At 65.0% G+C, this 19,153-nt stretch carries 15 protein-coding genes; 9 read left to right on the top strand and 6 right to left on the bottom strand.

Annotated elements, in window-relative coordinates:
• Positions 1 to 160 precede the first annotated feature (160 nt).
• From AC0KVN_RS22915 to AC0KVN_RS22880, 8 genes are all read left to right on the top strand, one after another.
• The gene (locus AC0KVN_RS22915; RefSeq protein WP_435568370.1) at positions 161 to 2,620 is read left to right on the top strand and encodes a TonB-dependent receptor; all 2,460 of its coding nucleotides are present in this window, start codon (positions 161 to 163) and stop codon (positions 2,618 to 2,620) included.
• Positions 2,621 to 2,722: 102 nt separating this feature from the next.
• A complete protein-coding gene (gene panB / locus AC0KVN_RS22910) occupies positions 2,723 to 3,595 on the top strand; it encodes a 3-methyl-2-oxobutanoate hydroxymethyltransferase (RefSeq protein ID WP_004210735.1) in 873 nt (290 codons plus the stop codon).
• A 74-nt stretch (positions 3,596 to 3,669) separates the two neighbouring features.
• Positions 3,670 to 4,368 (top strand): tetratricopeptide repeat protein, encoded by a 699-nt coding sequence (locus AC0KVN_RS22905; protein WP_004210734.1) that lies wholly within the window; start codon positions 3,670 to 3,672, stop codon positions 4,366 to 4,368.
• An 8-nt stretch (positions 4,369 to 4,376) separates the two neighbouring features.
• Entirely contained in the window at positions 4,377 to 5,726 is a 1,350-nt protein-coding gene (locus AC0KVN_RS22900; protein WP_435568371.1) for an outer membrane protein assembly factor BamB family protein, read from the top strand.
• Positions 5,727 to 5,758: 32 nt separating this feature from the next.
• Positions 5,759 to 7,123 (top strand): ribosome biogenesis GTPase Der, encoded by a 1,365-nt coding sequence (gene der, locus AC0KVN_RS22895; protein WP_010338561.1) that lies wholly within the window; start codon positions 5,759 to 5,761, stop codon positions 7,121 to 7,123.
• On the top strand, positions 7,113 to 7,349 hold the full coding sequence (locus tag AC0KVN_RS22890; protein WP_026109037.1) for a sulfurtransferase TusA family protein: 237 nt from the start codon (positions 7,113 to 7,115) through the stop codon (positions 7,347 to 7,349). Before der ends, AC0KVN_RS22890 begins: the two co-directional genes overlap by 11 nt.
• A 55-nt stretch (positions 7,350 to 7,404) precedes the next feature.
• Positions 7,405 to 7,836 (top strand): Hpt domain-containing protein, encoded by a 432-nt coding sequence (locus AC0KVN_RS22885; protein ID WP_004210730.1) that lies wholly within the window; start codon positions 7,405 to 7,407, stop codon positions 7,834 to 7,836.
• 45 nt (positions 7,837 to 7,881) lie between these two features.
• Positions 7,882 to 8,886 (top strand): LLM class flavin-dependent oxidoreductase, encoded by a 1,005-nt coding sequence (locus AC0KVN_RS22880; RefSeq protein WP_435568372.1) that lies wholly within the window; start codon positions 7,882 to 7,884, stop codon positions 8,884 to 8,886.
• Positions 8,887 to 8,890: 4 nt separating this feature from the next.
• On the opposite strand, the gene AC0KVN_RS22875 is transcribed toward AC0KVN_RS22880, so the two are convergent.
• Complete coding sequence (locus AC0KVN_RS22875) at positions 8,891 to 9,973, bottom strand: acyltransferase family protein (RefSeq protein WP_435568373.1); 1,083 nt, start codon at positions 9,971 to 9,973, stop codon at positions 8,891 to 8,893.
• A gap of 237 nt (positions 9,974 to 10,210) precedes the next feature.
• Here AC0KVN_RS22875 and AC0KVN_RS22870 point away from each other — a divergent pair, with 237 nt between their 5' ends.
• Positions 10,211 to 11,875 carry an ATP-binding protein gene (locus AC0KVN_RS22870; protein WP_435568374.1) on the top strand — a complete coding sequence of 555 codons (1,665 nt, stop codon included), beginning with the start codon at positions 10,211 to 10,213 and terminating at the stop codon, positions 11,873 to 11,875.
• Positions 11,876 to 11,889: 14 nt separating this feature from the next.
• Here AC0KVN_RS22870 and AC0KVN_RS22865 read toward each other — a convergent pair whose 3' ends face one another.
• Genes AC0KVN_RS22865 through AC0KVN_RS22845 form a run of 5 tightly spaced genes read right to left on the bottom strand, consistent with a single transcriptional unit; the run spans position 11,890 to position 19,040 of the window.
• On the bottom strand, positions 11,890 to 13,341 hold the full coding sequence (locus AC0KVN_RS22865) for an MATE family efflux transporter (RefSeq protein WP_435568375.1): 1,452 nt from the start codon (positions 13,339 to 13,341) through the stop codon (positions 11,890 to 11,892).
• 44 nt (positions 13,342 to 13,385) lie between these two features.
• The gene (locus tag AC0KVN_RS22860; RefSeq protein WP_435568376.1) at positions 13,386 to 16,085 is read right to left on the bottom strand and encodes a valine--tRNA ligase; all 2,700 of its coding nucleotides are present in this window, start codon (positions 16,083 to 16,085) and stop codon (positions 13,386 to 13,388) included.
• 47 nt (positions 16,086 to 16,132) lie between these two features.
• Complete coding sequence (locus AC0KVN_RS22855; protein ID WP_125986080.1) at positions 16,133 to 16,729, bottom strand: ATPase; 597 nt, start codon at positions 16,727 to 16,729, stop codon at positions 16,133 to 16,135.
• Positions 16,726 to 16,941: a hypothetical protein gene (locus tag AC0KVN_RS22850; protein WP_004210716.1), complete on the bottom strand. Its 216-nt coding sequence runs from the start codon at positions 16,939 to 16,941 to the stop codon at positions 16,726 to 16,728. Before AC0KVN_RS22850 ends, AC0KVN_RS22855 begins: the two co-directional genes overlap by 4 nt.
• Before the next feature lie 38 nt (positions 16,942 to 16,979).
• Positions 16,980 to 19,040, bottom strand: coding sequence for a S9 family peptidase (locus AC0KVN_RS22845; RefSeq protein WP_435568377.1), 2,061 nt, complete (start codon positions 19,038 to 19,040; stop codon positions 16,980 to 16,982).
• Positions 19,041 to 19,153: the final 113 nt, after the last annotated feature.

Here is a 19,153-nt window from a genome sequence, read left to right as displayed (position 1 = left end):
AGGGAGGGCAAGCGCATAGATCAGGGCATGTCGGGGATGGCATGCCGATGCGGCACTGGGGACGCCGCATCACCAGAAACGCCCCCAGCACGGCTTTGACCGGACCACCGGAAACGCCGCGATCAAAACTCACCGGACCTCCGGAACCAAGGGGAAGAACATGATTGCGCGTTTTCTGTTGCTCGCCAGCGTGGCGAGCGCGTCATTTGTCACGCCTGCCGCCTTTGCGGCCGAAGCCGCCCAACCCGCTGCCGCCGATGATCAGCAGGCCAGCAGCCCGCGCGGCGACGTGATCGTCGTCACCGCCCGCCGCCGTCAGGAAACCGCGCAGGAAGTGCCCCTGGCCATTTCCGTGGTGAAGGGCGACAGCATCGAGGCGACCGGCAACTTCAACATCGTGAAGCTGCAGCAGCTCGCACCGACGCTGCAGGTCTACACCACCAATCCACGCAACACCTCGGTCAACATCCGCGGCCTTGGCGTGCCGTTCGGCCTTACCAGCGACGGCTTCGAACAGGGCGTCGGCATCTATGTCGACGATGTCTATAACAGCCGCGTCGCCGCCGCGACCTTCGACTTTCTCGACGTCAACCAGGTGGAAGTGCTGCGCGGCCCGCAGGGCACGCTCTATGGCAAGAACACCACGGCGGGCGCGATCAACATCACGACCAACCAGCCGACCTTCGACTTCGAGGGCCGCGCCGAACTGACGGTCGGCAACCTCAATTACAAGCAGGCGAAGGCCGCCATTTCCGGCCCGCTGACCGACACGATCGCCGCCCGCATCGCCGTCGCCGCGACCAGCCGCCGCGGCACGCTCTACAATGTGACCAGCCAGCGCTGGATCAACGAGCAGGACAATCTGGGCATTCGCGGCCAGTTGCTGTTCCAGCCGACCGAGGATTTCAGCCTCACCTTGTCGGGCGACTATAGCAAGCAGGATCCCGAATGCTGCGGCACGACCTTCGTGCGCGTCGGCAAGACCCAGCGTCCGCTCAATCGCCAATATGATGCACTGGCCGCTGCGCAGGGCTATGTCGTGCCCAGCCGCAACCCCTATGACCGGCTGACGGACCTCGATTCCAACCTCAATGCCGGCAACAAGATCGGCGGCGTGTCGGCCAAGATCAAATGGGATGTCGGCCCCGGCACGCTGACGTCGGTCACCGCCTGGCGCTTCTGGGACTGGAAGCCGGAAAATGACCGCGACTTCACCGGCCTGTCGATCGTCTCCAAGTCACAGAACCCCTCGCAGCAGGACCAGTATAGCCAGGAATTCCGCTATAATTACGAAAGCAAGGACATCGACTTCGTCGTCGGCCTGTTCGGCTTCAAGCAGCGGATCGACACCCAGGGCACCGAACAGCAGGGCGAAGATGCCGCCCAGTGGAGCCTTGCCCCCTCGACCGATCCGAACAACCCCGCCAATATTCCGGCCACTCTGGCCGGCCTGACCGCCAGCAACACGCAATGGCTCAAGGCCGACAGCGCCGCCCTGTTCGGCCAGCTCAGCTGGAAGGTCACGGACGCCCTGACCATCCAGCCCGGCGTGCGCCTGAACTATGACAAGAAGTCCGGTTTCTACCAGCGTGTCGTCACCAACGCGCAGGGCCAGTCCATCAGTTGCACCACGGTTGCGGAGCCCGGCACCATCAAGGGGACGACGCAGCAGTGCGGCGTTTACCAGCCCCAGGTCAGTTCCCCGTCCGACAGCGCCTGGAACTTCACCTACGACTTCAACGTCAACTACAAGATCGCGCCGGACGTGCTGGCCTATGCGACCTATGCGAAGAGCTTCAAGACGCTGGGCATCAACCAGAATGGCCTGCCGCTCAACGCCGACAACACCGTCAATTACGACGCCAGCACGGTGAAGCCGGAATCGGTCAATCATTATGAGATCGGCCTCAAGACCCAGTTCCTGGATCGCCGGGCGACCTTCAACCTCACCGCCTTCCGCACCGACATCAAGAATTTCCAGGCAACCGTGAATGGCGGCCAGTTCGGCACGGTGCGCGGCTATCTCGCCAATGCCGGTAAGGTGCGCTCGCAGGGGATCGAGGCGGATTTCAAGATCGTCGCCAGCGACCGCTTCACCGCCTATGCCAATGGCGCCTTCACCGACGCCAAGTACAAGAAGTTCGTCGACGCCCCCTGCCCGCCCGAATTGTCCGGCGGCACCTATCAGCCGTCGGGCGCCACCCCGGATTATTCGCAGCCCGGCGTCCCCGGCGCACTCAGCCCGCGCCAGTGCGACATTTCGGGGCAGAACCTGCCCGGCGTGTCGAAATGGGCCTTCTCCTACGGCGCGGAATATAACATCCCGGTCACGTTGCTGGCGAAGGACGGGCAGCTTTATCTGGGCGTCGACGGCAATTACCGTTCGCACTGGAACAGCAATGCTTCGCCATCCATCTACACCGAAGTGAAGGGCTATGCCCTGACCAACGTCCGCGCCGGCTTCCGCGGCGAAGGCTTCGATGTGTTCGGCTGGGTGCGCAACGCCTTCGACGTCAACTATATCGAAAATCTTCAGGTCGCGCCGGGCAATACCGGCCTGATCGCCGGCCAGGTCGGCGATCCGCAGACCTGGGGCGGCACGATCAAATTCTCCTTCTGATCCGATCGGACACGGACGGGACGGCCGGCCGGCGCGCGCATCATGCCGCGCCGGCCGGTCCGGCATTTGCACGCCGCCCCGCGCTGGGCTAGACCGCGCCCCATGTCCACGACCTTCACGCTCGACACCGCGACCAGCCGCGCCAATCCCACGCCCGCGCCGATGAAGCGGCTGACCGTGCCCCAGATCCAGCGCCGCAAGTTCGAGGGCAAGACCGACGAGCCGCTGGTGATGCTGACCGCCTATACCGCGCGTCAGGCGCAACTGCTCGATCCGCATTGCGACATGCTGCTGGTCGGCGATTCGCTGGCGCAGGTCATCTATGGCCTGCCCTCCACCCTGCCGGTCACGCTCGACATGATGATCGCCCATGGCGCCGCCGTGGTACGCGGCAGCTATCACAGCGTCGTCCTCGTCGACATGCCCTTCGGCTCCTATGAGGCATCGCCGCAGCAGGCCTTTGCCAGCGCCAGCCGCGTCATGGCCGAAACCGGCTGCGCCGGCGTCAAGCTGGAAGGCGGCGAGGCGATGGCGGAGACGATCCGCTTCCTCACCCAGCGCGGCATCCCGGTGATGGCCCATATTGGCCTGACGCCGCAGGCGGTGAATGCGCTGGGCGGCTATGGCGCGCGCGGCAAGAGTCAGGAGGAACATGCCAAGATCCTGGGCGACGCCAAGGCCGTGGCCGCCGCAGGCGCCTTTGGCATGGTGGTCGAAGGGGTGATGGAGGAACTGGCCGACATCATCACGACCAGCGTCGACATACCCGTGATCGGCATCGGCGCATCGGCCCGTTGCGATGGCCAGGTGCTGGTGGCAGAGGACATGCTGGGCATGTTCGAACGCACCGCGCGCTTCGTGAAACGCTACGCCAACCTTGCCGAAACGATCAGCCAGGCGGCGGAAAGCTATGCCGCGGAGGTGCGCAATCGCAGCTTTCCGGGCGATGATCAGGTCTATCGGCCGAAAAAGTGATTTGCGTGGCCACGCTGCGCCGCTAATGATCCCGCCTTCCGGCTGCCCCTAATGACCATTTTTCGGAGATTCCCGTGGCCCTGACGCCGCAAAACAGCGAAGCCTTCATGCGGGAGGTCGATGACGCCGTCCGCCAGGACCAGCTCCTGACCTTCTGGCAGCGTTATGGCCGCGCCCTGGCCGTGCTGCTGATCGTCGGCCTCGCCGCCTTTGGCGGCTGGCTTTACTGGCAGCATTACAGCAAGACCCAGTCGGAAGCCGTGTCCGAACAGATGGACAAGATGCTGGCGACTGCGGTCGGCGGCGGCACACCCGATGCCAAGGATGTCGATGCGCTGGCGAAGGCCAGCCAGCCCGGCTATCGCGCCTCCGCCCTGCTGGTGAAGGCCGGCCTCGCCGCGCGCAAGGGCGACAATAAGGCCGCGATCGAAGCCTATAAGGCAATGGCAGCGGACAGCTCGCTCGACCAGCCCTATCGCGACCTGGCCCTGATCCGTCAGACCACGATCGAATTCGATGCGCTCAAGCCGCAGCAGGTGGTCGATCGCCTCAAGCCCCTCGCCGTCGAGGGTGCGCCCTGGTTCGGCAGCGCCGGCGAACTGGTTGCCATCGCCTATATGAAGATGCGCAAGCCCGAACTGGCCGGCCCGATGTTCGCGGCCATGGCCAAGGATGAGAATGTGCCCCAGTCGATCCGTTCACGTGCGCGACAGATGGCGGGGCTATTGGGAATTGATGCGGTCGAAACGCCCGCCGAACCGGTACAGGGATAAGCAAGCGCATGGCTAAGCACAGCATCACAAAATTCGGCCCGATGGGCCGTACCCTGACCACCGTCGCCCTGGTTGCGATGCTGGCGGGCTGCGGCGTGGTCGGCGGCAAGAAGGGCGGCCCCAAGACCCCGGTGGTCGGCAACCGCACCTCGATCCTGTCGAACGAGCAGGGGATCGAAGTCGATCCGACCCTGGCCGACGTGCCCGTCGCCCTGCCTGAATCCTACGCCAATGACCAATGGTCGCAGCCGGGCGGCGATCCGTCCAAGGCGATGGGCCATCTGGCGCTGGGCGCAGCGCCGCAGCAGGCCTGGACCGCATCGATCGAAGGCAGCACGCCCCAGGCGCGCCTGGCCTCCGCCCCCGTCGTGTCCGGCGGCAAGCTGTTCGTGATCGACGCCGGCGCCCATGTCATCGCGATGGATGCCAACACCGGCCAGAAGCTGTGGCAGACCAGCCTTCCGGCCGAAGGCAATGGTCGTGCCCTGTTCGGCGGCGGCGTCAGCGTCCTGGGCGATAAGCTGTTCGCCAGCACCGGCGTCGGCGACGTCGTGTCGATGAACGTGGCCGATGGCTCGATCGGGTGGAAGGTCCATCCCGGCGGCCCGCTGCGCGGCGCCCCGACGCTGGAAAATGGCCATGTCTATGTGATGGGCCAGGACAACCAGATCTTCGCCCTCAACCAGACCGACGGCGCCACCCAGTGGACCGACAGCGGCACGCTGCAGGTGACCGGCATTTTCGGCGTGGCCGCTCCGGCCGCTGCGCAGGGCACGGTGATCGCGGGCTACAGCTCGGGCGAGATCAACGCCTATCGCTATGAAAATGGCCGTACCCTTTGGGGCGATGCGCTCTCGCGCACCAGCATCTCCACCGCCGTTGCCTCGCTGACCGACATCGACGCCGATCCGGTGATCGACCGCGGCCGCGTCTTCGCGATCGGCCAGGGCGGCCGCATGGCCTCCTACGAACTCACCAGCGGCCAGCGCCTGTGGGAAATCAACATCGCCGGCATCTCCACCCCCTGGATCGCGGGCGAGTGGGTGTTTGCCGTCACCAGCGATGCCAAGCTGCTCTGCGTCGCCCGCGCGACCGGCAAGATCCGCTGGATCAGCCAGTTGCGCCGCTGGCAGAAGGAAAAGAAGAAGGACAAGGCGATCCGCTGGACCGGCCCGGTCCTTGCCGGTGGCCGCCTGATTCTGGTATCGACCCATGGTGATCTGAACTATGTCGATCCGGCGACCGGCACCATCCAGCAGGCAGTGGACATGAACAAGTCCATGTCGCTCTCGCCGGTGGTCGCCAACAACATGCTCTACATCCTTGCCGATGACGGCAAGCTGACGGCGCTGCGTTAAGGGCAGCGATAGAAAGGAAACGGGCCCACATCATGCTGCCCACAGTTGCCATTGTCGGGCGGCCCAATGTGGGCAAGTCCACCCTTTTCAACCGCCTGGTCGGCAAGAAGCTGGCGCTGGTCGATGACCAGCCCGGCGTCACCCGCGACCGGCGCGAGGGCGAGGCTCATCTTCTGGGCCTCGACTTCACCATCATCGACACTGCCGGCTATGAGGATGAAGATCCCCACAGCCTGCCCGGCCGCATGCGCATGCAGACCCAGGCAGCGGTCGAGAATTGCGACGTCGCCCTGTTCATGGTCGATGCCCGCGCCGGCATCACCCCGCTGGACGAGGAAATCGCCCGCTGGCTGCGCGAGGGCGATGCCCCGGTTATCCTGGTCGCCAACAAGGCCGAGGGCAAGGCGACCGAAGCCGGCGTCATGGAGGCCTTCATACTGGGCCTGGGCGAACCCATCCCCTTCTCCGCCGAACATGGCCAGGGCCTGGCCGACCTGTTCCAGGCGCTGCTCCCCTATCTCGAACGCGAGGATGGCGAGGAGCATGAGAAGGAATTTTACGAGGACGAAGAGAGCGCGCCGCTCAAGCTCGCCATCGTTGGCCGCCCCAATGCCGGCAAGTCGACCCTCATCAACCGACTGCTCGGCGAAAACCGCCTGCTGACCGGACCGGAAGCCGGCATCACCCGCGACAGCATCGCCGTCGACTGGATGTGGACCAGCTATGAGGGCGAGGAACGCCCCGTCCGCCTGATCGACACCGCCGGCATGCGCAAGCGCGCCAAGGTGCAGGACAAGCTGGAAAAGCTGGCCGTTTCCGACGGCCTGAACGCCGTGAACTTCGCCGAAGTCGTGGTGCTGCTGCTCGATGCCACCCGCGGGCTGGAGGCACAGGATCTGCGCATCGCCGACAAGGTGCTGGAGGAAGGCCGCGCCCTCATCGTCGCCCTCAACAAATGGGATACGGTGGAACATGGCTCGGCCCTTTATCAGGGCATCAAGCAGGCGCTGTTCGACGGCTTGGCGCAGGTCCGCGGCGTGCCGATCATGACCGTGTCGGCGGCCACCGGAAAGGGCCTCGATGACCTGATCAAGGTCGCGTTCGAAACCCGCACCGCCTGGTCGCAGCGCATTTCGACCGGCGTGCTCAACCGCTGGTTCGAAGCCGCGCTGGAGGCCAATCCGCCGCCGGCACCGGGTGGCAAGCGGATCAAGCTGCGCTACATCACCCAGAACAAGACGCGCCCGCCGACGTTCGTGCTGTTCGGTACGCGGCTCGACGAACTGCCCGAAAGCTATCGCCGCTATCTGGTGAACGGCATCCGCAAGGAACTGGGCTTCGGTGCCGTGCCGGTGCGCCTGACGCTGCGCAGCGCCAAGAACCCCTATGCCAAATGAGGCGGGCGGCCCTGATGCCGCCCCCTTTCATGTCGACGCCAGGGGCATGAAATGTCCCTGGCCGGTCCTGCGCGCCGCCCGAGCGATGCGTGACGCAGATCATGTGACGATCGATGCCGACGACGCTATCGCCCCGCGCGAACTGGCAGCGCTGGCGCAGCAGCATGGATGGCAATTTTCCGCCCTTTCCCCGCAGCGTTTCGCGCTCAGCAAAGTGCCGGCTTAACCGGCTGTTTACGCCCGCCGGCTAATCTCGCGAGCGTCAGGAAAGGAGTGCGCAGGTGCCCGAACACGCTACCGAACTGGTGGACTGGAACGATTTTGCCCGGACCCGCACGGAGCTGGGTACGGCCTTCATGCGCATTCTGGGCTATTTCCGCGAGGATGGTGAAAAGGCGATCGGCACCATCGAGCAGGCCTTTCGCGATCGCGATGCCGTCTCCCTCGTCCGTCCGGCCCATACGTTGAAGGGCGAATCGGCTCAGTTCGGCGCCCATCGGCTCAGTGCCATGGCCGAAGAGATCGAAATGGTCGCACGCCGCTGCGTCGAATTTCGCGAGAGCCCGGACGAACTGATCGAGACCGTGGTCGCGCTGCGCCCCTGCTTTACCGAGACCATGGCCCTGCTCGATCGCGACGCCAATCCGCTGGTCGCGCGCCGTCCCACCTTCGGCCGCCGCGTCGAACCACAGGGCTTTGGTCGCGCCGGCTGATATTCGGTATTGAAATAAAACTGACCATGGCCCCATATGGCGGCCATGACCCGCTTCTCCGTCCTTGATCTCGTTCCTGTCCGCGAAGGCAGCGACGTGTCCGCCGCCCTTGCCGACGCTGCCGATCTGGCGGCCCATGTCGAAGCATTGGGCTATCACCGCCTCTGGGTGGCCGAACATCATGGCATGCACGGCATCGCATCGGCCGCCACGGCCGTCGTGCTCGCCCATATCGGCCAGGCGACATCGTCCATCCGCATCGGCGCAGGCGGCATCATGCTGCCCAACCACGCGCCGCTGCTGATCGCGGAACAGTTCGGCACGCTGGACGCGCTGTTCCCCGGCCGCATCGACCTGGGCCTGGGCCGCGCCCCCGGTTCCGACCAGAAAGTGTCGCAGGCCATCCGCCGCAGCCTCAGCGGCGGGGCAGACCAGTTCCCCCGCGACGTACTCGAACTCCAGGCCTATTTCGCCGGCGACGATCGACTGGGCATTCAGGCCACGCCGGGCGAAGGCGCCAATGTCCCGCTCTGGATTCTCGGCTCCAGCCTCTACGGCGCACAACTGGCGGCCGCGCTCGGCCTGCCCTACGCCTTTGCCTCCCATTTCGCCCCGGCCGCGCTGGACGAGGCGCTGGCCATCTATCGCCGCGACTTCCGCCCTTCGGCCCAGCTTGACCGCCCCTATGCCATGGCCGGCTATAATATCTTCGCCGCCGACAGTGCGGCGGAGGCCGAACTGGTCGCCAGTTCGATGCAGCAGGCCTTCGTGCGGCTGCGCACCGGCCAGCCCGGCAAGCTGCAACCGCCATTGGCGGGCTACTATGAAAGCCTGCCGATGCAGGCACGCGCCATGCTGTCCGATGTCCTGAGCGCCTCCAGCATCGGCACCCAGGCGGATGTCGAGCGCGACCTGGCTGCCTTCATCGATCGCACCGGCGTGGACGAGGTGATCATCGCCGCCCAGATCTTCGATCCGGCGGCGCGCAAGCGCAGCTATGAAATCGCCATGGCAGCGGCGCAGGCGATCGCCGCCCGCGAACTGGCCTGATGCCTCAGGTGGCGGCCAGCCGGCCGCCACTCATCAGCCCGGCCATGGTCGGCGACAGGCGCTGCATCAGGTTGCCGATCAGGATCACCACCGCCAGCACCAGGAAGGGCTGGGCGATCAGATAGAGCGGATAGAGCGGCGATCCGAGCGGACCGAACAATTGCCCCAGTAGCGGCCCACCCAGCCAGATCAGGATCAGATGGGCGCAGAAGAGGAAGAAGGCATAGGGCTCGACCCGCATCAGCAGGCCGCGCGCCGGGCTTTCCGCCAGTGCCCAGGCCAGCCGCCAGAAGCAGAGCGATGCCGCCATGCGCACCGCCATGTCGAGGCACGCCAGGGCCAGCGGCGCCAGCCCCGCCCCGCCCTTGAGCGAGACATAGAGCTGCGCGCCCATCAGCAGACCGAAGGGCAATGAAGCTGCCAGCATCGGCACTGCCGCGGCCCGGTCCGCCCAGCCCTCGCGCCGGGCCAATATGCCGATGGTGAAGAAGAAGAGGATCGACGGGCGCATCAGCACCGGCGGCCCGAGCCCCGCAATCTGGCATGACAGCGCCGCCAGCGCGACCGCCATCAGCATCCAGTTGGGCAACCGCACCAGCAAGGGCGCGGCGACCATGCACAGGAACAGGTCGCGCAGGAACGGCATCTGGACATTGATGTCCGGATTGCGGTTGATGATGAACAATTCCTCGGCGATCCAGCCGCCTGACTGCGGCACCGGCGCCGACAGGCCCAGCAGCCAGGCCGCGCCCGACACCAGCATGATCGCCACCGCATTCCACAACAGCATTGGCAGCAGGATCGTCCGCGCCTTGCGCCCGACATGATCGAGCCAGTTGCGCGTGCGCGCCGACCCGCCGACCAGCCAGCCGGAGATCAGGCCCAGCAGCGGCACCGCGCTACGGCCGAAAATCTCCATCAGCACCCAGCGCAGCCCTTCCTGCGGGGAGCCACGCAGCAATTCCAGATCCTGGCCGTTCCGTCCGGTCCAGGCATGGACATAGACGACACCCAGAATGCAGATCACACGCGCAATCGCGATCGCGTCGGAACGGCGCGTCGCATTGGCCAAGACGATATCGGGCAAGCAAAAATCCTGATTGTGGCAGGTTTCCAATGCCCGAAACCCGCTCCTGTTCCCCCTCCCCCGCGACGGAGCGAGCCGGAAGCGGGATCATGGGACGCATCAGCGCGGATTTCCGCGCTCCACGGGCCGTTCCGCAATGGGCATTTCGGCCCGTGGGTAATCCAATATTTACCTCCCCCCGATAGCAATCTGGTCGATTGCCGGACGCGTGCCGGCTGCGGGGGACAATAGAGGCTCATGACCCAGATGCCGGGCGCACATCAATTTTCGCACGACACGGGCGCTGCCGCATCGTCTGCCGGCCTGCACCAGGCGCTGGGCATGGTGTTCCAGATCGCCGGGTCGAGTTCGAAGATCCTAGTCGATCCCAACAGCCTCGCGGCGCTGGCCCATGATCCCGACACCTGCCTCGCCATGGCCGGCCAAGTCGGCAGCCAGGTCAAGATGCGTGTCGGCGAACGCTGGCTGATCGCCAATATCCGGTCGCTGATGCTCGACCGGCGCGATGGCGGGGCGATCATCGCCGATATCGATTTTCTGGGCGAAGGCGATGAGGAAAAGCTGACCGGCCGCATCTACGGATTCCGGCGCGGCGTCACCCGCTATCCCACGCCCGGCACCGACATCTATCCGGTGTCCAGCTACGACATGCAGCAAATCTATGCCGCCGACGACCGGCCGCATGTCCAGATCGGCACGGTCTATCCGACGATGGACACGCGCGCGGCGCTCTATGTCGATTCGATGCTGGGCAAGCATTTTGCGCTGCTCGGCTCCACCGGCACCGGCAAATCGACCAGCGCGGCGCTGATCCTGCACCGCATCTGCGACCTGTCGCCCCAGGGCCATATCGTCATGATCGACCCGCATGGCGAATATGGCGCCGCCTTTCAGCAGAATGGCGCGGTGTTCGACGTGAACAATCTCGCCCTGCCCTATTGGCTGATGAATTTTGAGGAGCATTGCGAGGTGTTCGTCACCTCCGAAGGCGCGGAGCGCACCCAGGATTGCGACATCCTCGCCAAATGCCTGCTCGCCGCACGGATGAAGAACCGTCTGGCCGAAAGCATCGGCCGCCTGACCGTGGATTCGCCCGTCCCCTATCTGCTGTCCGATCTCACCGCGATCCTGCAGAACGAGATGGGCAAGCTCGACAAAGGCACCGGATCGCTTCCCTATCTGCGCCTCAAGTCCAAGGTCGACGAGATCAAGGGCGACCCGCGCTATTCCTTCATGTTCTCCGGCATGCTGGTGGCCGATTCGATGCAGGCCTTCCTCGCCAAGGTCTTCCGCCTGCCCTCGGGCGGCAAGCCGATCTCGATCATCGATGTGTCCTCCATGCCCTCCGACATCACCTCGGTGGTTGTCTCGGTGCTGTCCCGACTGGTGTTCGACTATGCGCTATGGGCACGCGACGAACCGCAGCGGCCGATCCTGCTCGTGTGCGAGGAAGCCCATCGCTACATCCCCGCCAGCACCGCCGGCGGCGGTCAGGCGGTGCGCCGCATCCTGGAGCGGATCGCCAAGGAAGGCCGTAAATATGGCGTCTCACTGGGCCTCATCACCCAGCGTCCGTCCGACCTGGCCGAAGGCGTGCTATCGCAGTGCGGCACCATCATCTCGATGCGCCTCAACAACGACCGCGACCAGGCCTTCGTGAAGGCGGCCATGCCCGAAGGCGCGCGCGGTTTCCTCGATTCGATCCCTGCCCTGCGCAACCGCGAGGCGATCATCTGCGGCGAAGGTGTCGCCGTGCCGATCCGCGTCGCGCTCGACAATCTGGAAGAACAGCGGCGCCCGGCTTCCGGCGATCCCAGCTTCACCCAGCTCTGGCGCCAGGCCGGCGGCGAGGACGACATCCTTACCCGCACCATCACCCGCTGGCGCAACCAGGGCCGCTGAGCGGCGCTCCGGTCTCAGCCGGTCGGCGCGATCCGACCGACCGGCTCGGTTTCGCTATGCACCGCCTCACGGCATTCCTCTTCGTGCATCGGCACCATCAGCTTGGCCTTGCGCCAGCCGCCCTGCCAATAGACCAGAGCAGCGAGCGTCAGGGACACCGCCGATCCCACCGGGAAGCTCAGCCACAGCGCATCCGCGCCGATCCGGGGATAGGCGAGATAATAGAAGCCCAGCCGCACCGCGAAGAGGGTGAAGACCAGGATCAGCAGCGGCGCCACCACCACGCCATTGGCGCGCATCACCCCGAACAGGATCATGGTGCAGCCAAACAGCATGAAACTCCAGCTCGCCAGCAGCTGCATGTTCCAGGCTGCATCGATCACCGCCTGGTTATGGCTCAGGAAAAGCGCCAGCAGCGCTTCATGGAAGATCAGGATGACGACGACCATCGCGCCGGTGATCGCCAGCAGATAGGATATGCCATAGCCGGTGATCCGACTGATCCGGTCCCACCGACCCGCGCCGATATTCTGCGCCGCCATCGCGCTGACCGCCGCGCCCATCGCCATCGCCGGCATCTGCAGATAGGTCCAGATCTGCTGCGCCGCGCCATAGGCGGCGGTCACCAGAAACCCCTCGCGATTGACCAGGCCGATCATCACCAGGCCGGACGTCGACATGACGATCATCTGCAGGCCCATCGGCAGGCCCTTGGTCGACAACACCCGCATCTCGTCCATCGCGGGCTTGAGATAGCCAAGCTCCGCGCCGCGAAGCCGCAACGGCAGATCCTTGGCATAGGTATAGATGACGAGCGCGATCAGGCTGACGAAGCCGGCCGCCGCCGTTGCCGCTGCCGAACCGCCAATGCCCATCGCCGGGATCGGCCCCAGCCCCAGGATCAGCACCGGATTGAGCACCAGGTCGATCGCCACCGACAGGATCATGAAGATCAGCGGCGTGCGCGCGTCGCCGGTGCCGCGCAGCCCCATCATCATCATGACGCTCAGCAACGAGGCCGGCATGGCGACGAAGATGACGCGCAAATAGGTCAGCGCCATGTCGAACGCTTCGGGCGGGGTCGCCAGCAGATGGAGCAGCGCCGGCCCGCCGAACCAGCCCGCCACCGCGACGCCCATCGCCAGCAGGAAGCAGAAGCCGACCGCCGAGCCGAAGGCGCGCCGCGCCGCGTCCATGTCGCGCGCGCCGACCGCCTGCGCGATCATCACCGTCGACGCCATGCCGAAGCCGAACACGACGGAGAACATCAGGAACATGATGATATTGGCGTTCGCCGTCGCGGCGAGCGCCTGTGGCCCCAGGAAGCGACCGACCCAGATCGCGTTGATCGATCCGTTCAGCGACTGGAGGATATTGGACGCCAGCGTCGGGATGGCGAATGCCAGCAAGGTGGAGGCGATCGGCCCCTGTGTCAGGTCCCGCGCCCCTTGTGCCCCTGCTGCCATTCGCCCTTACCCCTTATCCCCGATTGCGGCGCAGGCTAGGCGGCTCAGCCCAACCGGTCCAGTGCCGCCTTCAGCCTTTCCGCCTCGGCGGTCTTTTCGGCATGGTCCTCGCGCGCCTTGGCCACGGCCTCGGGCTTGGCCTTCTCGACAAAGGCTGGGTTGGACAGGCGACCGCCCAGCGAATCCCGTTCCTTGGCGGCGGCGGCCAGCGCCTTTTCGAGGCGGGTCTTTTCCGCCGCGATATCGATCACGCCTTCCAGCGGCAGGATGAAGGTCGCCTCGTCGACGACGATCTGCGCCGCGCCGCCCGCGACATCCTCGCCAAAGGCCAGGCTCTCGATCCGGCCAAGGCGCGCCAGCGCCGCACCCTGGCGATCCAGGCGGCCACGCGTCGTTTCCGACGCGTCACGCACGACCATGCGCAGCTTGGCGCCCGGCGGCACGTTGAGTTCGGTCCGCGCGGTGCGGATCGCACTCACCAGACGGATCAGCCAGTCGATCTCGCCCTGCGCATCGGTGTCGACCTCATAAAGGGCGACCGGCCATTCCGCGACGATCAGCTCCTGCGCGCGCGCGCCGGTCAGCTGCCACAGCTCTTCGGTGATGAAGGGCATGAAGGGGTGCAGCATCACCAAAATCTGGTCGAACGCCCAGCCGGCAACGGCCTTCGTCTCGTCATCCATCGAACCCTTGGTGAGTTCGATATACCAGTCGCAATACTGGTCCCAGACGAAGTGATAGATGGCGTTGGCGCCCGCGTCGAAGCGCAGCTCGGCCATGGCGGTGTCGATCGCCTGCACCGTCGCCACCGTTTCGGCAATGATCCAGCGATTGACCGGCAGCGTGGCGTGCGGCGCTTCGCGGCTGGTCGATGCGGTGACGCCATTGGCCTGCAGGAAGCGCGCCGCGTTCCACAGCTTGGTCGCGAAGTTGCGATAGCCCTCGACCCGCTTCTCATCCATCTTCACGTCGCGGCCCTGGCTTTCCATCGCCGCCATGAAGAAGCGTAGCGCGTCCGCGCCGAACTTGTCGATCAGGCCCAGCGGATCGACCACATTGCCCTTGGACTTCGACATTTTCTGCCCGTCGGCGGCGCGCACCAGGCCATGGAGATAGAGCTTCTTCCACGGCACATCGCCCATGAACTCCATGCCCTGCATCGCCATGCGCGCATCCCAGAAGAACAGGATGTCGAAGCCGGAGATCAGCAGGTCATTGGGATAATGGCGGCTGAGCGTCTCACTCTGTTCCGGCCAGCCCAGCGTGCCGAACGGCCACAAGGCGGACGAGAACCAGGTGTCGAGCACGTCGGGATCGCGCACCAGCTTCTTGTTGCCGGCCTGCAATTGTGCCTCTTCCTCGGTTTCGGCGACATAGGCATTGCCCTCGTCATCGAACCAGGCCGGGATCTGATGGCCCCACCAGAGCTGGCGCGACACGCACCAGGGCTGGATATTCTCCATCCAGTTGAAGAAGGTCTTTTCCCAGCTCTTGGGCACGATCTCTATCCGGCCGTCGCGCACCGCCTGCATCGGCGCCACCGCCAGCTTGCCGGCGTCGACATACCATTGGTCGGTCAGCCAGGGCTCGATCACCACGCCGGAACGGTCGCCATAGGGGGTCTGGATCGTGCGCGGCTCGAAATCGGCGGCGACGTCCTCGCCTTCCTTGTTCTTGGTGATGTGCCACACCAATAGGCCCAACTGCGCCATTTGGCTCACGACCAACTCGCGCGCGCCATCGATTGCGTTCCGCTTGAATCGATGCAGCCCAATAAATTCTGACGGGACCAAACCGTCTGCAGTCTGGGTCACATCAGCATCGGCGTCAAACATGTTAAGCATTTCGGCTGCTTTAAAACCGGCCCTCTTGCCAACCTCGAAGTCGTTAAAATCATGCCCTGGCGTAATCTTGACCGCGCCGGTACCCAGCGTCGGGTCAGCGTGCTCATCCGCGACGATAGGAATGCGGCGACCAGTGATCGGCAGGATGATTTCCTTGCCAATGACGGACTTATAGCGCTCGTCCTCGGGATGGACCGCAACTGCCATGTCGGCCAGCATGGTTTCCGGGCGGGTGGTGGCGACGACGATATGGTCGCTGCCATCGGCCAGGGTCACGCCGTCCGCCAGCGGATAGCGGAAGCGCCAGAAGCCGCCCTGCGTTTCCTTGGTCTCGACCTCCAGATCGGAAATGGCCGAGCGGAAATGCGGGTCCCAGTTGACGAGACGCTTGTCGCGATAGAGCAGGCCGCGCTGATGCAGTTCCACGAACACCTTGATGACGGCCCTGGAAAAGCCCTCGTCCATGGTGAAGCGTTCATTGGCCCAGTCCATCGAACAGCCCAGGCGGCGCAGCTGGCTGGTGATCGCACCACCGCTTTCCGCCTTCCATTCCCACACCTTGGCGACGAAATCGTCGCGGCTGAAATCGGTGCGCTTCTGCCCGGCCGCGTTCAACTGCCGCTCGACCACCATCTGGGTCGCGATGCCGGCATGGTCGGTGCCGACCACCCACAGCGCATCCTTGCCGCGCAGCCGCTCGTAACGCACGACGATGTCCTGCAGCGTATTGTCGAGCGCATGGCCGACATGCAGGCTGCCGGTCACGTTCGGCGGCGGATTGACGATGGTGAAGGGTTCCGCGCCCGGACGGTCCGGACGGAACAGGCCATTGGCCTCCCAATGCTGGTACCAGCGGGTCTCGATGGCGGCGGGGTCAAAGGTTTTGGGCAGTTCGGTCATGATCGCGCTTTAACGCCTGCCGCACGACACGCAAGGCATGGCGCGCGTCAGATCAGGCTATCCATGACTTCGGACGGCAGGCCAGCGCGGATCGTGATGCTGCCATCCCCCTTGCGGGCGACCAGTTGCGGTTCGCTCAGGCTATTGTCGAACACCCAGGCCCGATCCGCCTGGTCGAAGAACCAGCGCAGTTGCGCAAAGGATCTTATGCGCCGCGCCGCCACCTTGTCGGCCGGCACATCATGCCCGCCCTTCGCCACGCGATAGGCGATCCGCTCCAGTTGGCGCTCCACCGAATCCAGATAGACATAGATCAGCCGTATCTCGAAGCCGCGCGCCCGCGCCTTCTCCACCAATCGCCGATATTTGGGACTGGACAGCACGGTCTCCACGCCGATGGTCTGATGCACGTCGATCGACGCATCCAGCCAGGCCTCGATCCGCTGCACGGCCGCCAGATTGGCGGCGTCCTGCGCCAGCCCCTCACTTTCCCGCAACCGGGCGGTCAGGAGATCGGGATTGATGATCCAGACCGAACCATCAAATTCGGCCACGTCGCTGCGACCATAGGCCGAGCTTTTGCCACAGCCATTGGGGCCCGCGACGATCCACAGGCGCGGCCGCGCATGGCCCTTGCCGATCAAATCTTGTCCCTGATCGCCTTATTCTCTTCCCGCGCCTTGCGAACGCTGGCGCGGAAGGAGGCGAGGAATTCGGCCTCGAACTGCGGGCTGTCGGCATCGACCACCCGCAGCTTCACGGCCTTGCCGTCCTTGTGGACGGTCCGGTATCTGGGCTTGCCCGGCTTGCCGAGGTCGATGGGACCATCGACGATATCGACCTTCATCTTTGCCATGGGGTCAATATAGCAGGCCGGGCCAGCCCCTCAAAGGCTCATTTCCCCTTCGCCGCGCCGGTCCACTGGTCCAGCCAGCCCAGCGCCTCATCATACCATTGCAGCGAGTTCTTGGGCTTCAGCACCCAGTGATTCTCGTCCGGGAAGACGACCAGGCGCGACGGGATCTCGCGCCGCTGCAACGCGGTGAAGGCAGCCAGTCCCTGGGTATAGGGAATGCGGAAATCCTTCTCGCCGGTCACCACCAGCATCGGCGTCTTCCACTGGGCGACATGATTGACCGGGTTCCATTTCTCGAACTCCTCCGGCTTCTCATAATAGGGGCCGCCATGCTCCCATTCGTCGAACCACAGCTCCTCGGTCTCATAGGCCATGGCGCGGGCGTCGAACACGCCGTCATGCTGGACGATGCACTTGAAGCCGTCGGCCCACTGTCCCTCGATCCAGTTCATCATATAGCCGCCATAGCTGGCGCCGAGCGCGCAAGCGTTCTTGGCATCGACATTGGCATCCTTCGCCGCAGCGGCCGCGAGGCCCAGCTTCAGATCTTCCAGCGGCTTGCCACCCCAATCCTGGTTGATCGCATCGGTGAAGGCCTGGCCATAGCCGGTCGAGCCATGGAAATCGACGATCACCGCAGCATAGCCATGGGCGGCGAACGCCTTGGGGTTCCAGCGATAGGACCAGTTGTCGTTGAAGCTGCCCTGCGGCCCGCCATGGACCAGGAAGGCGACCGGCAGCTTGCCCTTGGCAGCCATGGGCTTGACGATCTGTCCCCAGACCGTGTCGCCATTGGCACCCTTGAAGCTGAAGCGCTGGACCGAAACATCGTCCACCCCGGCCAGCTTCTGCGCGTTGACATTCGTCAGGCGCACCGGCTTTCCTTTCGCCGGCATCTTCCAGAAATCGGCCGGCGACTGGATGCTGTCCAGCGCATAGACGAAACCGCCATCGGGCAGCGGCACGACGCTGCCGGCATGGCCCTTTTCGGTGAGGCGCGTCACCTTGCCCGATGCGGCATCGACCCGGAACACCGGATTGTCGAGCACGTCATTGGCGGTGACCAGCAGCCCCTTGCCATGCGCTTCCCAGGCGATCAATCCGACCGATCGATCCCAGCCCTCGGTCAGCGCGCGCGTCTCGCCTGTGGCGATGTTGCGCAGCATCAGGACCAGCCGATCGGCTTCATAGCCGGGCCGCTTCATCGCGGCATAGGCCAGCCATTTGCCGTCGGGCGACACCACCGGCATCGTGTCGGTCGCGTCATTGGCGTCGGTCAGATTGACGGGTTTGGCGCTGCCGTCGGCCGGCACGCTGAAAATGTCGAGGTTGGTCGACAGCGGCTCGATCCGCCCGGCCTCGCGCAGGGTGAAGAACAGCGTCTTGCCATCCGCGCTCCAGGCCAGTTCCTCCGCTCCGCCGAACGGCTTGGACGGGCTGTCGCCGACCAGGCCGCCCATCACCGACACCGCCTTGCCGCCCGCGACCGGCATGACGAAGATCTGCGAACGCTGGCCGTCGCTCCACGTATCCCAGTGGCGCACGAACAGCTGGTCATAGACCCGGCCGCTGCCCGCGCTCGGCGGGGTCGGCGCCTGCACATCGTCGATCGTGCGCGCACCGACCGGGCGGTCGGCCCACAGCGCCACCTTGTCACCCTGGGGATTCAGCAGGAACCCGGAAATGCCGCCGGGCGCCTTGCTGATCTGCACCGGCTGACCACCCGCGATCGGCGCGCGCCACAACTGGTCGTCGCCGCTGGCGTTGGAGACATAATAAAGCGCGCTGCCGTCGGCCGAAAAGACCGGCGATGCCTCATTCTTGTCGGGCACCGACGCGATCAGCCGGGGCGCCTGCCCCGCCTTGTCGATTGCCAGCAGATAGAGGTCGGTGCGGCCGCGATTATTGGCGAGATCCGTGCTGCGCAGCTGATAGGCCATCCACTTGCCGTCCGGCGACACCGTCGGCGACGACACCCGGTCCAGCGACACCATGTCATTGGGCGTGAAAGGACGGGCAGCCGCCGGCGCCACCAGCGCAGACGACAGCATCGGCGACAGGGCCAGTGCGCCAAGGCCGGCAAGCAGGATATGTTTCATGGAAAAATCACCCTCGGATCGAAAACACGGCGTGCCGGCGCATGCGATGCACGGCCGGGCGCGTCGATGAGATGATCCGTGGTCTAGGCGCGCCTTACGTCCCCGGCAAGAGG

Source organism: Sphingobium sp. SG1, assembly GCF_057063145.1.
The sequence above is the reverse complement of the archived record's forward strand: the minus strand, read 5'-3'. Positions and strand labels throughout refer to the sequence as shown.